17 protein-coding genes are annotated in these 14,869 nt (G+C 44.3%); 5 read left to right on the top strand and 12 right to left on the bottom strand.

Annotated elements, in window-relative coordinates:
- Positions 1-49 precede the first annotated feature (49 nt).
- The 3 genes from AC2A4J_RS12670 to AC2A4J_RS12680 form a co-directional block, all read right to left on the bottom strand.
- Positions 50-1,342, bottom strand: a complete 1,293-nt coding sequence (locus AC2A4J_RS12670) for a hypothetical protein (protein ID WP_484176268.1) — start codon at positions 1,340-1,342, stop codon at positions 50-52.
- Between the two features lie 93 nt (positions 1,343-1,435).
- On the bottom strand, positions 1,436-1,990 hold the full coding sequence (locus tag AC2A4J_RS12675) for a hypothetical protein (protein ID WP_484176269.1): 555 nt from the start codon (positions 1,988-1,990) through the stop codon (positions 1,436-1,438).
- A gap of 873 nt (positions 1,991-2,863) precedes the next feature.
- On the bottom strand, positions 2,864-4,501 hold the full coding sequence (locus AC2A4J_RS12680) for an NAD+ synthase (RefSeq protein ID WP_484176270.1): 1,638 nt from the start codon (positions 4,499-4,501) through the stop codon (positions 2,864-2,866).
- Positions 4,502-4,574: 73 nt separating this feature from the next.
- On the opposite strand from AC2A4J_RS12680, the gene AC2A4J_RS12685 reads away from it, so the two are divergent.
- Positions 4,575-4,835 carry a PP0621 family protein gene (locus AC2A4J_RS12685; RefSeq protein ID WP_484176271.1) on the top strand — a complete coding sequence of 87 codons (261 nt, stop codon included), beginning with the start codon at positions 4,575-4,577 and terminating at the stop codon, positions 4,833-4,835.
- On the opposite strand, the gene AC2A4J_RS12690 is transcribed toward AC2A4J_RS12685, so the two are convergent.
- The 5 genes from AC2A4J_RS12690 to AC2A4J_RS12710 all read right to left on the bottom strand — a co-directional run bounded on the left by AC2A4J_RS12690 (position 4,819) and on the right by AC2A4J_RS12710 (position 8,096).
- Complete coding sequence (locus tag AC2A4J_RS12690) at positions 4,819-5,271, bottom strand: hypothetical protein (RefSeq protein WP_484176272.1); 453 nt, start codon at positions 5,269-5,271, stop codon at positions 4,819-4,821. The two genes, AC2A4J_RS12685 and AC2A4J_RS12690, sit on opposite strands and share 17 nt — an antisense overlap.
- Before the next feature lie 55 nt (positions 5,272-5,326).
- Entirely contained in the window at positions 5,327-6,208 is an 882-nt protein-coding gene (locus AC2A4J_RS12695) for a type II secretion system protein (RefSeq protein ID WP_484176273.1), read from the bottom strand.
- Positions 6,205-6,519: a hypothetical protein gene (locus AC2A4J_RS12700; protein WP_484176274.1), complete on the bottom strand. Its 315-nt coding sequence runs from the start codon at positions 6,517-6,519 to the stop codon at positions 6,205-6,207. The genes AC2A4J_RS12695 and AC2A4J_RS12700 overlap by 4 nt, the downstream gene beginning before the upstream one ends.
- Positions 6,520-6,572: 53 nt before the next feature.
- Positions 6,573-7,115 (bottom strand): GspH/FimT family pseudopilin, encoded by a 543-nt coding sequence (locus AC2A4J_RS12705; protein WP_484176275.1) that lies wholly within the window; start codon positions 7,113-7,115, stop codon positions 6,573-6,575.
- Between the two features lie 87 nt (positions 7,116-7,202).
- On the bottom strand, positions 7,203-8,096 hold the full coding sequence (locus AC2A4J_RS12710) for an alpha/beta hydrolase (protein ID WP_484176276.1): 894 nt from the start codon (positions 8,094-8,096) through the stop codon (positions 7,203-7,205).
- A 278-nt stretch (positions 8,097-8,374) separates the two neighbouring features.
- Here AC2A4J_RS12710 and pabB point away from each other — a divergent pair, with 278 nt between their 5' ends.
- From pabB to AC2A4J_RS12725, 3 genes are all read left to right on the top strand, one after another.
- Positions 8,375-9,799: an aminodeoxychorismate synthase component I gene (gene pabB / locus AC2A4J_RS12715; protein ID WP_484176277.1), complete on the top strand. Its 1,425-nt coding sequence runs from the start codon at positions 8,375-8,377 to the stop codon at positions 9,797-9,799.
- Positions 9,800-9,807: 8 nt separating this feature from the next.
- Entirely contained in the window at positions 9,808-10,458 is a 651-nt protein-coding gene (locus tag AC2A4J_RS12720) for a CoA pyrophosphatase (protein ID WP_484176278.1), read from the top strand.
- Between the two features lie 128 nt (positions 10,459-10,586).
- Positions 10,587-11,321 carry a phosphoadenylyl-sulfate reductase gene (locus tag AC2A4J_RS12725; protein ID WP_484176279.1) on the top strand — a complete coding sequence of 245 codons (735 nt, stop codon included), beginning with the start codon at positions 10,587-10,589 and terminating at the stop codon, positions 11,319-11,321.
- Positions 11,322-11,368: 47 nt separating this feature from the next.
- On the opposite strand, the gene AC2A4J_RS12730 is transcribed toward AC2A4J_RS12725, so the two are convergent.
- Positions 11,369-11,674: a LysR family transcriptional regulator gene (locus AC2A4J_RS12730; RefSeq protein ID WP_484176280.1), complete on the bottom strand. Its 306-nt coding sequence runs from the start codon at positions 11,672-11,674 to the stop codon at positions 11,369-11,371.
- Positions 11,675-11,785: 111 nt separating this feature from the next.
- On the opposite strand from AC2A4J_RS12730, the gene AC2A4J_RS12735 reads away from it, so the two are divergent.
- Positions 11,786-13,132, top strand: a complete 1,347-nt coding sequence (locus AC2A4J_RS12735) for an anti-phage deoxyguanosine triphosphatase (protein ID WP_484176281.1) — start codon at positions 11,786-11,788, stop codon at positions 13,130-13,132.
- 721 nt (positions 13,133-13,853) lie between these two features.
- Here AC2A4J_RS12735 and AC2A4J_RS12740 read toward each other — a convergent pair.
- The 3 genes from AC2A4J_RS12740 to AC2A4J_RS12750 all read right to left on the bottom strand — a co-directional run.
- Complete coding sequence (locus AC2A4J_RS12740; RefSeq protein ID WP_484176282.1) at positions 13,854-14,123, bottom strand: hypothetical protein; 270 nt, start codon at positions 14,121-14,123, stop codon at positions 13,854-13,856.
- Positions 14,124-14,193: 70 nt separating this feature from the next.
- Positions 14,194-14,676 (bottom strand): MazG-related protein, encoded by a 483-nt coding sequence (locus AC2A4J_RS12745; RefSeq protein WP_484176283.1) that lies wholly within the window; start codon positions 14,674-14,676, stop codon positions 14,194-14,196.
- A gap of 13 nt (positions 14,677-14,689) precedes the next feature.
- On the bottom strand, positions 14,690-14,869 hold a 180-nt coding region (locus AC2A4J_RS12750), incomplete at its 5' end, for a hypothetical protein (protein ID WP_484176284.1).

The following is a 14,869-nucleotide window of genomic DNA, read 5'->3' on the forward strand; positions in this document are numbered from 1 at the left end:
CAGCAGAGGCGCAGCTTTGCTGCGTCCTGCTGGCTGGCTTTGTTAGCCATTACCATTGTGGTACACGAGGTTGTTTACCTCTGGATGCCGATACTCTGTTAATTATTGATTCATACTCATCTTTGAAGCTTTGAGTTTGAAGTAATGCAATAGCGTGATTCTTCATTTCTTCAGTTGTATTTAATGGAACTTCTGCAATCAGCTTTACTATGTCTTTTATATATTCATAAACGGTTTCGCTTGCACTATTAGATTGTTCGTTCAACTCATAAAAGTCCTTCCCTTCATGAACAAGCTTATTTCTTACATCTGTGTAAAGTCGATCATATTCTTCGAGCTTTCTACCAAATAGTGAAGCATCACCATTAGAAACCAGCGCTGCAATATAGGTTCTATGCTTCCAACCACTCCATTCGGGATCAGTCAACCCGTCAAGAACGAATATCAAGTTTAAGAATTGAGATTCATCACCTATTGAGTAAAAGGATTGACGACAAGATCTCAATGCAGAAATCACAGCTTTCGCCATTTCATTGTCAATGTTATTGCTATATATGAAAGAGAGATAATCAATTCCCGGCTCAAAAAAGTCATCGACTTGAGGACCTAGCCAGTTATTACTCACTGAGATTGGCTTGGATATACCATGTAGTTCTAGTGGTTTCAGGTGAGTTTTTCCCAATGGGATAATGTTTACAGAATAAAACCCATTATCCATTTGACCCGCTGGATTGGGTGTGAACTCACGAGTTAAGAAAGAGCTGTGAACAAATCTCACAATATCCATAGCATGTTCTGCAAGCGACAAACATTTATTTATGACATGGTCGTTGTGATCAATGCTTTTGTTCAGCCTTAAAAGATCTCTGTAGTTCAGGCTTACTTCAAACTGGAGATATTCTCCCTCAAAATCAGCTAACCTTTCATAGGGTTCTTCATCAAATTGTTTTCTACAAACAAAAGTATACTTGCCCAACACCAGAGTCTTTTGAATATATATTTTATCTAGAGGAACGATGACTATGCATTCTAACGTTTCGGCCTCACCCTCTAATTCTGCTAATTCGGTGTTGGAGTCTTTTGACTTCGCCTTCTCAATATCGACCCAATCAAAAGCCGAACGAAAGTCATCGAACATTTCATCGTTGCTTTTTGTTGAGGTTTCATCAGTGACATTGAACGTTACACCATCACCTTCAGGGAATGCGCTTGCCCAATAACCTATTTCTCTTAACTTCCCTAATGAGATTTCAATCTTTGATTTTGAATCGTTAAATATACTTTTATTCCAAAGTAAATTACCCGAGTAATTTTCTCTTGGAGGCAAAAACCTTGCTTTCATTCGTCATCCTATGATGGCTAACGCCCGCATTTGGGGCCGACTGAAAGGAGGTCCCAAGCCGCGGAGCGGCTGAACAACATGCGCTTGTTAGGCCTAACCAACAACTGGAACACCAACTATAAATGGCTTTAATCCACCTTCGTGGCGTTTTACAAAATGTTCGTAATTTTTCTTGTAGAGCTCTGAACTCTCGACCGAGTCGAGCCACAACCTCACACCAGATATCATTTCTTTGCAGAAACTTCCCAAATCGATATTTAGGGCGTCATTCATAATATTATAATGAAAAGTATTTGTTGTTGCGCCAGGCTCAACAAAGAGAATGCGCGAATACTTATTTTTCGGGTGTACTGTACGCCCTTGGTGTAATAGCGAACAACGAAACAAGTAGCACGCCTCACCGTCTAATGGATTTTCCATTTCGGATAAATGCTGCCTCATATCCTCTGGCATTGATTCTTTTAAAATCTCCAAAAATCGAGGCCTGACCCATTGTTCGTACCAAGCCTTGTATTTTGCTCCAGTAGCCAAACCATTCTCGGAATCCATAGCACCAGCAATATCAGGCAATGTAAGGGCTGTAAAAAGTGATAGATAGTAATTCCCTGAATCTAGGGATTGTTCAAGCTGATCTATTAACAATCTCATAATTTGACTCCATTCAATGACCTAACATTTTAATAGTGCGCATGCGCGTTTACACATTTTTAAATTCTCTCAAAAATCCTTTTAACTTTCTGAAGAATAATACTTTTTAACTGATCTCCACAAAAATCAAAACTGGAAAAACGAGCATGCGAGTTATTCCTTTTATCCACAGCAAGTTATTTCTGTGCGGTAGATTCTTATTCATTGATATTAGGAGACTTTCTTTATTTCTGCTAGCACAAAACACGCACAACTGGTTTATTAAAAATAGTTAAACGCGCAAGAAAGTTCACTTTAAAAAATAAACTGTACATACAGACAGAAAATACAGTTTTTTTATTAGCTCAGGATTCTTTAATTGTCGGCCTAAAGGCGCGCCCCACAATGAAAGCTTCGCTTTCAGCGTCAGATCACGCCTCGTGCCTCGTCTCATCAGACCTACGTGCTTTGGTGCCTATTATTGAATTCACTATGAAGCCAGTTCGACGCGACGAAGTTGCGCGACTCTATGGAGTTTCAGGGTCAGTTAAAAATCTCCTTCCCTCCACCAGCAAAAACAATCTATGCCTTACGATAAAAATCGTCTTGCAAGACGTGATGTTAAACAAAACGATTCAGACGTTTGGGCGATAGCCCGATAAAGAGACCTTTTGGTTACTTTTGTACTTTTCTGAATTAAGCAACGGACAAAAGTTACCCGCTCAGCTTTTTCCTGAATTAAAGAGCGGAATAAAGGTTGGGAATACAAAGCGTTTGAATGGAAATCAAAGAGCAACCCCATCCTAACCTTCCCCTTGGAAGACAAAAGGGGAAGGAACTGAGCCCCGCTATGCAGAGCGGAAAAGAACAAGTTTTGAAAGCTTTTTAAAAGCCCTACTCGCCGATGTGCCAACCATTGGTAATCGGATAACGACGATCTCGTCCAAACCCACGTGCGGTAATACGAACACCGGTTGGTGCTTGTCGACGTTTGTATTCATTCACGTCGACAAGTCGAAGTACGCGATACACAGTGTCACGGTCGAATTTCTTGGTCGCTAGTATAGCGTCTGCACTTTGATCTTCTTCGATGTACATGCGTAAGATCTCATCGAGGATGTCGTAGCTTGGCAAGGAGTCTTCGTCTTTTTGATCTGGAGCGAGTTCCGCGGAAGGTGGACGCGTGATGACGCGTTCTGGGATCACGTAACCCAAGGTATTGCGATAGCGGCAAAGTTTGAAGACGAGTGTTTTGAAGACGTCTTTTAAAACGGAATAACCACCAACCATGTCGCCGTAAAGTGTGGCATAACCAACAGCCATTTCACTCTTGTTGCCTGTGGTTAGTACCATGTAGCCTTTCTTGTTAGAAATCGCCATTAGGGTCACTCCACGAGTACGCGCTTGTAGGTTTTCTTCTGTGGTGTCTTTGGCGTAGCCTTCGAATTCTGGGGCTAGTACGTCGGTAAAGGCCGATACCATGGATTCAATCGGTAAAACGCTGTATTTCACACCTAATAAATTGGCTTCTTCTTCGGCGTCGTGCAAGCTGATAGACGAGGTGTATGTGTAAGGCATCATGATGGCTTGAACACGATCCGCGCCGATGGCATCTACTGCGACAGCCAAAGACAAGGCTGAGTCGATTCCGCCACTCAAACCCAGCACAATGCCTTTAAAACGGTTTTTAGTAATGTAGTCACGCAAGCCAAGCACCATGGCTTGGTAAACGCTGGCTTCTACATCCAATGTTGGCGCTATAACACCAGCCACAGGCTCAACTTTGTTTGGTTGGCTTTCGTCAACGATCATGTCGATACAGAACAGACCGGCTTCAAACCAAGGCGCTTGCATGATTTTTTCGCCTTTGGCGTTAACCACAAACGAGCCGCCTTCGTAGACTAATTCGTCCTGCGCGCCCATGTAGTTCACATAGACAATGGGTAATGTCGATTCGGTCGCACGCTGGTGAAGCAATTCTTCGCGCTCACCCATTTTTTCAATGTGGTAAGGCGAGGCGTTCAAGTTAAGAATCAGTTCTGCCCCAGCCGCTTTGGCTTGGGCAATCGGCTCTGGGTGCCAGATATCTTCACAAATACTTAAGCCAACGGTAACACCTTTGATATCCACAAGACCCGCTTCGCGGCCTTCGCTAAAGTAACGCTTGTCATCAAACACAAGGAAGTTAGGCAGTTTCTGCTTGGCGTACTCCACCAGCAAGTCACCTTGGTAAATCACGCCAGCGCAGTTAAACAGTTCGCCATCGATTCGACGAGGGTAACCAACGACCACGTAGATATCGCGAATCTCGGCTAATAATTTTGCCAAGGCAGATTCGATGCGCTGATCCAAACTGGAACGTAACAGTAAGTCTTCTGGTGGATAGCCAGTTAAGGTTAATTCAGGAAAAACCACCACATCCGCACGTTCTTCATCACGGGCTTTGTTCGCCGCATCAATAACGGATTGAGTGTTTTTTGTGATGTCTCCGACCAGCATATCCAGCTGGGCCATTGCAATTCGTAATGTCATACAGTTGCTATCTCGTGAACTCTGTTAGAATATGCCCGTTATTGTCTGGAATAACCCAAGCTAGGTAAAGTATATGATCGTACGTTTGATCGTTTTTGTTGCTATTTTCTTTATTGGTTGGTGGTTGTACCGCCAATTTGTCGCTTTTAAACGCAGTCAGTCGCCTGCGAAAGCCAAAAAACAGGATTCAACCAAAAAGGATGAGTCCCAAGAAAGTATGGTTCGCTGTGAAGAATGCAAAACCTTCATGCCGCGTTCTCATGCAATCCATGACCAAGATGCGCGTGCATTTTGCAGTGCGGAACATTTAAAAGCCTTCAACCAGAAACACTAACCCAACCGTTTGACAGTAACCTGTCTTCTCGCCACCACCAGCATCGATACTCTTGCTGGTTTTGTGTGGCGCAGAGTCGGTAGAAGGTTTTTGTATTGTCAGCGTCGTCTGGCAAAGACTCGTAACTTTCCCAGCGATAATGCACAAGTTGCTTGGCTTTTTGCCATGTCTTTTCCTGAATAGGTTTACCCAGATCGCAAAATCCAACACATTCGCTCGCTGTGGCCGATGCAAAACGTGGAGACGCTACTAAATCTTGATGAAAATCCGTCCAAATTTGCTGATCTAATTCCACTTCATTCACTTGGCCACGCCATTTATAGGATGCCATGAGTCTTTCTTGAAAATGCATCGACAAGCTAGACATCGCCAATAGCAAAGCAATAATGGGCAAAGACACCCAAGCCCGTTGCGCATGAAATAAAAAAGCAGCCATTTTATTTATCCCTTAACACTTTTATCTCATCCTTGAGACTGTAAAAGCAGCGATCTTATAAGACGATTATTTGATTACCGACACTTTGACAAGGTGAATAATAGTGCCATTTTTCACCGCGCATAGAGTGATATTCTTCCAGAAACTCGGCATCACGAGCGACTTGGCAGTCACTTAATCGATATTGATATTCGACCCATAAACCACGCAGATTTTTTAAGGGAAAGCGCCCATATTGAGTGTCTAGTGTGTCCACCAAACCATCTTGATTATTATCCAACATAGGGAAAATCGCCATACGCTCTATACCATTCCACAGCTCTAGCGAGTTACCGCTTTCTTCTGGTGTTCGCCATAATGCGTTTGAGCCATCTTTGCCTTGAGATACGTACCAATAAAACCCGTCTTCACTTTCTAAAATGCCAGACTGACCAACAGCAAGATCATCGGCTAATTTTATTTGGCTCTTTCTGCTAGAAACACTCAGCACCTGACCTTTATAGTGCGACTCACAAGATGAGAAATTGGCTTTATCACCGGCTTTCCAGTGACACGCCATGGAGGTTTCCATCGGGTTACTCCTGACAGTAACTGAGCTACGACACAAACCGTGATCGACACCCTGTAGCCAATCTGAATATTTATCAACGATACGAGTGACCAATCGCAACGGCGGAGACATACCCGATTCAATGGTCAAATATAACGACTCATCAATCGCACAGCTGGCAGGCAATAGCCGCGACCACTGGGCTTTAAAATGCGCATCAATAGCGGCCTTTATGGTGTGTTGATCTTGATAGATTTGCGCCAAAAGGTGACGCTCTTGCATGCGCGCAATAGCAATTACCAGAAACGGTAAAAACACCGCAATCAAACCACAAACCACCAACAATTCAATCAACAAGCTGCCTTTTAGATAACGTCGCTGATTCATCGTGAGCCCTCTTCATTCAAGGTTAAGACCGTTGACTCAGACACAAAATGCTGGGAGGCATGGAACCAGTTTTTAAGTTCATTGCCGCTGCATGTCTGACAATCAGGATACGTGTCGCTAGGTAAATTCTGAGCATCAAGCCAAGCGGCTGATCCGGTCAACTGCGCCATTGCTGCTTGCTTCTGTTGATTTTCATCAAGCTTTCGTTGCGCTTCCGCTTGCTGAAGCGATTGCCATTGTGCAGTGCTCTGACGCTGCAAAACCAACAGCACTACAGCAAATAACGCCAAACACAGCACTACTTCGAGCATGAACCAGCCTTTTGATCTTGGCTGAGACAATTTTTTTATTAACCGCTGCCTATTCATCCGCATCGCTCTTCACCTGTTCCTTGTGAGTCATAGTCCTTTGAATCAATACCCTGTGGATTAGTAAGGTAAAAACGACCGCTTTGATTAAGAATCAAATCTGCTTGCCAAGCCCCTAAGCAAAATTCAAAGGTGCCATTTTGGTAACCAGACAAGCCATTAGGTCGAAATTCTATTTGCTGTTTTTTAACCGGAAAACCACGCCAAGATACTGCTAGCTCATGATCAAACGCGATCTGGCGATAGTGTTTTTCAACATCGCTATCAGGTTCAATTTGATAAAGGGTAAAGCCTGAAGACCATCCGCCATCGCAACTCAAACCGCCACACAAAAAGCTGGTTTGACCACTAATTACCGCCAATTGCCGAGCTTGCGTGAGCGCATCTGCCAGACGCTTCATGTCATTTTTGAGGGTATTTTTATCTTTGGTTTTTTGGCTGACGCTGAGAAATTGCGCCGAGCCTGCGTGAGCTAAAATGCTCAAGATGGCCAGAACACAAAGCAGTTCCAGCAGAGAAAAACCGTATTGACGGTTCATTGAAAACCTCCTTGTTTTATATTAAACAACACTGAACAGAACCGACATCCATGCCCGTTCTGATTAATTTATCCTAACCACTCTAGACTATACCGTCGTGAACCATTTGTTAATATGATTCGCAATTTGTCTCGGCTTTTGAAAGGGCAATGAATGATCGCATGCACTCATAGTTTTATGTTGCCAAGCCGTGTTTTGCTCACTCAACAAATCATAATGTTGGCGCAAGGCTTCGTGACTTAATTCTCCAGAGAACAAAAACACCTGCTCAGACGCTTCTATCATGGCCTGACGAATATGAGGTTCCTCCGCCATTAACGCCACATGGTCTGTCACCGCATCCAAAGCATAAGCAAAACCAAAAGGTCGGTGAGCGAGTCGAGATTGAGTGGTGGCTTCCGCAACCGGATGTTTGCGGCGGTTCGGTGATACACCATCCATAAAACTCGCTACGCCTAGTTCCACATCGCCCGTATCTCGAATCAACTTCGAAGCATGGCGATATTTTTGGCGTACATCCATCAAGTTGGATAAGTCTTCACGATCCAAAGATGCTGGCTCTAATAACGCCATTTTCACTTTCTTTTTGCCTTGCAAGCTACGCTGATAATTGAGATTCAACGCCACCAGACCGCCTAATGAGTAGGCAACCAAATCAAAGTCGTCCCATTTAACATGGGTTAGCAACGCCTCAACTTCCTCGGTCAATTCGGCAATCGACACTGCGCCCTCTTCACCGTGATGATGAAACTCGCCCTTTTCGCCATGACAATGAAAAGAGTCGCCCATGCCCTTTAGATCTGGCACCAGCATCCAACGCCATTGGGTAAAATACGGCAACATTGGGGAAAAGGTGATTTCACCAGCTACACCAGCACCATGCAATAACAGGCAGGCTCGGTCGCTTTGTGCTTCTGGATTTTCGTAAAGGCGATAGGCAATACGAGCATTGGGTAAAGAAAGAAAAAATATGTCTGACACTTGTAATTAACCTGTGAGAACCCTTATTAAAAGAATACAATGCTGCGATCAGCAAAACGAATACATTGAGACCTTGCACACTATGTTGCAAGCGAAATCAAGACGAGTCAAAAATAGACGAGAATGCGGACACCTACATGGATGTAGGTGTTAGAGCGACGCAGGATGCCAAAGCCGAGTTTATAGGTTATAAATGAGCATTTCGAGTCTATTTTCAACAAAGTATTGGCAAGCGCAGCAGTCAGCAAAGGTCTCTATTACTAGGTATCGATAAAAAAATGTCATCAATCAAACATGTGAATCTTCCGTATCAGGCGTCGTTACTGTCTTTCTTTTCTGCTGTACGAGACTTACCTTATCCAGCCTTACTCGACAGTAACCACGAACATTTCCCCGATACCAACTTCGACATTTTAGTAGCCAACCCACTCGCTCGCATTCATCCTGCTCACAATAATCAGCCCATTACTTGGTACACAACACCGCTTTATGAGCTAAGCATTACTGACAACCCAATGACCTTGCTGAATGAGTTAATGAGCCTTATTTGCCAAGAATCTTGGGCAAAATCGGCACCCAAAGACTTGCCCTTCGTTGGCGGCTTACTCGGTTATTACGGTTACGAAAGCGGTCACTTTGTTGAGCAATTGCCCGACACAGTCGAACACGACATTCAACTAGACACCTTAAGCATTGGGCTTTATGGCTGGGCAGTGGTGACTTGTCACAAGAAAAAAACCACCCAATTGATTATTTCACCTTGGTGCCCTTCCGAAGACGTTGCTGATCTAATCAATCGCTTCACCAGCGCCTGTGATGATGTGCTGGTAAAACATGATTTAAACGAAGCGCAGCCTTTTAGCCTAGAAGCGCCCTTTACTTCGAACATGACAGAAGCGGAATACGCGCAGAAATTTTCATCGGTTCAAGATTACATTCAGTCTGGTGATTGTTATCAGGTCAACTTGGCACAGCGTTTTTCCACTCGTTATCAAGGCGATACCTTCACGGCGTATCACGCTTTACGGGACGCTTGCCCAACGCCGTTTTCTGCGTATATGGAATTCTCACCAGAACAAAGTTTATTGAGTCATTCGCCGGAGCGTTTCCTTTTATGCGATCAAGGGCGAGTAGAATCTAAACCAATCAAAGGCACGGTCGCGCGGGGCAAAACACCAGACGAGGACAAAGCCAATGCAGATTGGTTATTAGCGTCAGAAAAAGATCGCGCAGAAAACCTGATGATTGTCGATTTGCTACGCAACGATTTAGGGCGAACCTGTTTAACCGGCAGCATCAAAGTTCCTAAGCTGTTTGCCTTAGAAACTTATGCCAATGTCCATCACTTAGTTTCCACGGTAGAAGGTCGCATTGATCAGCCCGACCAAGCGATTCGAGTGTTCCATCAAAGCTTCCCCGGCGGTTCTATTACTGGCGCGCCTAAGATTCGCTCTATGGAAATCATCGATGAATTGGAACCCCATGAGCGTTCCGTTTATTGCGGTTCTATCTCCTACTTCAGTGCCAATGGTCAAATGGATTCCAGTATTACTATCCGCACACTGGTTGCCGACCATGGAAACTTGCATTGCTGGGCCGGCGGTGGATTGGTCGCGGATTCGAAATGTCAGGAAGAATATCAAGAAACCTTTACCAAAGTGGGCAAATTAACCCATACTCTAGAACAAGACTTTTTGAAATAGGCCGTATCATGTCTGACATTGAGCACTTTTTAAATGCTCCTCCCATTGACCTGAGCTTGGATGATATTCGCGCTGCATTAGACAGAGAACCTTACGCGCAACAAATCCATAACCCAGACGAGGAAATGTTCCCCAGTGGTTATGATTTAAATTACCGATCTGCGGCGGTGCTCATCCCTATTTGGCGAGAGCCGGAAGATGGTGAGCTATATGTGCTTCTCACACAGCGCGCGCTTCATATGCGCAATCATCCGGGGCAAATTGCCTTCCCCGGCGGCAAACATGACCCAGATGATGCCAGCATTCAATACACCGCACTACGTGAAACACTGGAAGAAGTTGGACTGTCGCCAGACTGTTTCGATCTCTTAGGCGAACTGGGCGAATATTGCACAATTTCAGGCTATTGCATCAAACCCATTGTCGCTGAAATGACACGCAGAAGTGAACTAAGCCTATGTGAAGAAGAAGTTAAATCTGTCCATTGGGTGCCTTTGCGACACTTATTGACACCACAAAATTACCGTTTTAGACAAAAAAAGCTCGATACCATAGAGCGTGGTTACTTTGAAATCGACTATGAAGAAATCCGTATTTGGGGCGTCACCGCCGGCATTCTCTACGGACTTTATCAAACGCTGGCCAGACACATTCGTTAACGGTTTTTAGGTTTTTTATCCATTACCTTTATTAAGCATTATAAGGATAGTGTTCTTTCGTCTTTTATTTCGTTGGCACAAATTGATAAGGTACAGCTAACGTAACTTAGATCACGGTAAACTTTCCTATGCCAGCATTTGATTTAGCGTCTTTTATTGCTAACAACAAAGAAGACGAAGCTCAAAAAATCATCCATAACGCGATGAAAGAATTCGACAACATTGCCATCTCTTTTAGCGGTGCGGAAGATGTTGTTCTAATTGACATGGCAGTCAAAGCAAAAAAAGACATTCACGTATTTTCTCTGGACACGGGTCGTCTTCATGCCGAAACATACCGTTTCATGGAGCAAGTGCGCAAACACTACAATATTAAGATCGATATCCTTTCTCCTGACCGTGAAGCACTCGAAAACTTCACTCGTGAAAAAGGCTTGTTTAGCTTTTTTGAAGATGGTCATAAAGAATGCTGCGGCATCCGCAAAGTACAGCCACTAAAACGTAAGCTAGCAACATTAGATGCGTGGATAACCGGACAACGCAAAGACCAAAGCCCTGGCACCCGTAACGTGCTCGCTTTTGCAGAAAAAGACGGTGCCTTTAGTACCGATGAAAAAGACTTATTTAAATTCAATCCATTGGCTAATTGGTCTTCTGAAGACGTGTGGAACTACATCAAAATGTTTGACGTTCCCTACAATGAATTGCATTTGAAAGGTTTTACCAGCATCGGCTGCGAACCTTGCACACGCCCTATTTTACCAAACCAACACGAACGTGAAGGCCGCTGGTGGTGGGAAGAATCTGAGCACAAAGAATGTGGCCTGCACGTTGCTAACCTCATACCAACCGCGCCTCAATAAACGCGGCTTTCTTTAATAGCAAAATTAAAAGTGTCTGATACCTATGATTAGGCACTTTTAATGGCTTGGAACACGTCATTCGATTTACTTTCCAAGTGACTTTGCCACGAAACAATAAAGCCCTCATAACAGGCTTCTAGCTCTTTTATGTGCTGCAGTAGAACTTCACCCGCGGGCGTCATGTCCGTTACTCGACCATGTCGAATCAGTAAAGGCTCGCCCAAGTCACGCTCCAGTTTTTGAATATGTTGGCTAACCGCAGGCTGAGTCAAACCCAACTGCTTTGCAGTTTTGGTAAAGCTTCCCGTTTCAACCAACGACCTAAAAGTAATGAGATGTTGTGTATTAAGCATAAAGATTCCTTATAGTTGGTTACATTATGCCCAATGCCAATTTTACGAACATTGACCTATATCGTGTTTTCATGAAAGACTCAAAGTTATTAACCTAAGTGGATTAAGTGCATGACAACCGAACAAGACACAATGCTACCTTGGCACGAAAGACAATCCGGCCACCAAGAATCCCGCGACAACGACTACCGCACACCTTACCAACGCGATCGAGCTAGAATCATCCACAGCGCCGCCTTTCGCCGACTACAATCGAAAACTCAAATCCTCGCCATTAGACAAAACGACTACAGCCGTACACGTTTAACGCACTCTCTAGAAGTCGCCCAAATTGGCAACGGCATTGTTCATCAACTTAAATTTAGCTCCCCAGCTGACGCCGACTTTCAGCCTTGGCTCGCTGACGATGCTTTAATTGAAACCGTGTGCCTAAGCCACGACATCGGCCACCCGCCTTTTGGTCATGGCGGTGAAGTGGCTCTAAACTATATGATGCAAAATTATGGCGGCTTTGAAGGCAACGCACAGTCACTAAGAATACTCGGCAAACGCGGGTCTTACTCGCCCATCTATGGCATGGACGTCACCCGTCGTACTTTATTGGGGATTTTAAAATACCCCGTCTTGCACGCCAGCGTGGTTGGTAAATACCCAGAAAAACCAGCCAACTTCCGCCAATTCAAAGCGTCTAACTGGGCGCCACCAAAATGCGTCTACCAAGAAGAGCAAGACTTACTAAACTGGATCATCGAGCCCTTTAGCCAAGCCGACAAAAGCTTATTACAAGAAGTAAACCAAACCGAACCAGACGGCCACGCCAAAGCCAAACACGCCAGCTTCGACACCAGCATCATGGACCTCGCTGACGACATCGCCTACGGCGTACACGACCTAGAAGACGCCATCGTCCTCGGCATGGTCACCAAAGACATGTGGCTCGAACACCTAGAACCCAAACTCGCCGCCTTGGCTTCACCCTTTTTAGCTGAAAACCTAAACGACATTCGTACCCAACTGTTCAGCCGCCAAAGCCACCTTCGTAAAGAAGCCATCGGCAGCCTAGTCAGCTGGTTCATCACCTCTTGTCGAGTGATCGAAAAAACACAATTTGAGCATCCGCTACTGCGCTTCCAAGTCGGTTTACCAGAAGGCCAACGCCAAGCCTTAAACTTGCTAAAACAGTTTGAAATGCAACACATCATTCAACGCCCAGAAGTGCAAATGCTCGTCTACAAAGGCCAGCAAATGCTATTGGAAATGTTCGAAGCCTACTCCGCCGACCCAAGCCGATTACTGCCAAGAGAAATCGCCAACGAATGGCAGAAAAGCCAAGAACGGGGAGAAAACGGACTGCGCATCATCTGCGACTACATGGCCTCCATGACCGACGACTACGCCAGCCGCATGTACAATAAATTGTTTGTTCCGAGCTTAGGCTCGGTGTTTGAGCCAATGTAACAAGGGCTTTGTCCCTTCCCCTTCCCCTTCCTTCAAGGGGAAGGCTAGGATGGGGTTGTTTTTGGTTCCATTCAAACACTTTGCATTCCCAACCTTTATTCCGCTCTGCTGAGCGGGTAACTTTAGCCCTCTGTTTAATTCAGAAAAGTACAAAAGTAACCAAAAGTCTCTTTATCGGGTTTTCGCCCAAACGTCTCATTCATTTTGTTTAAGAGTATGTTTCCAAGACGACTTATATCGTAAGGCATAGATTGTTTATTTGGTGGGAGATAGATCGTCAAACACTGACTCTGAAACTGCATAAAGTCGCGCAACTCTGTTGCGTCGAACTGACTTCTTCGGGATCGCAGTGATGGAAAACAAAGACGTAGGGCGACATGAGGGAGGTACGACCGTGATGCGCCGATGAAAGCGAAGCTTTCATGTTCTAGGGTAGATCGTGGCTTCTTCATTTTTAAAATCCATATATTCTGAATCATATGGATCTATAATTAACGCGTCTTGGCTTGTCTTTTCGACAAGCTGTTCAAGAACAACAGTTCTGCCGAAAATATCTGAAGTTACGATGGCTTTCATGAGGCTTTTGCGTGGTAATGCCGCATTAATGTGTTAGCGACGCTTGGCTATACTTGAGCGAAGCGAAAACACCAAGCTTTGCGAACCACCTTGTTATGCATTAAATCTTCAACGACAAGATCAAACAATTAGCTACACCAAAATATTACTGCCCCAGTGCTTCTTTTCGCTCACGCTCATATTCATCATATGATTTATTAGCGTTTTCCATACACTCATCATATTGAGAAAGTGGAAGTTTAGAGCACTCGAATCTGTTACTAGTTTGAATGCCTTCATAAGCCCCTCGATACGTGCAGCCAGCTATAATGAGGACAATTAGGATTAAGAGTTTCACTTTCATTATTTCATCCCAGTTTTCATGTGCATAGCGTCCAATTTGGTAGTGAACAACCCACTGATCAAGCCGCTGCATACCACCTTAACCATTAAAACCAACGCATAGTAAAAATGCCACGCGTGCCGAATCACTCTTGAACAATTTGTTATGGCGCTGGGTTTTCAGTCAGTTCCTGTATGTCGATTAAATCCACCACTCTGTTCAGTAAGCGCTTGTACTTTATTAACTCGCCTTTGGGGATTACTGGCACTTCGACATTTTGATAACACATTGAAACCGAGTTAGAAAAATCAATTTCTAACTTGTGCCATGAACCATCAAGAGTCGATTGAATTCTAGTTCCTTTAGACAAACCAACTTCGATTTTTTGAGAATGGTAGATTAATTGGAAATACTCTAAATCCCAGCCGTATTCCACGTAATGAGTTAAAGGTTTGGAGACATATGAACCAACCTTTGCTAACAGTTTTTCAGCATCGCTATTGTGGATATACAAATCAATGTCCGCAACTGCTCGGCTACCACCGTAAATTGTTGCAGCCAAACCACCAACAATTTGATAGTCAATTCGCTCTGATTCCAAGATCCCCTTAAACCAAATCAATGCTTCTTTTACTCTATCGCTCATCCTGAGTACCTAGTTAATTTGATCGTGCGCCATAACGCTTTGCCAATGGGCAAATGCGAACGTTGTTGGGCGAAGCCCAGTGAGTATTTGTCCCAGCCGCGTTGTTTGCGGCGATTTTGGGCAACTTGTTATGTGCGTACATACTACAGCACATGTACATCGTTGATTGTTGCGGCATATTTGTTATTTCCAG

This window comes from Marinomonas sp. ATLA20, from assembly GCF_057180105.1.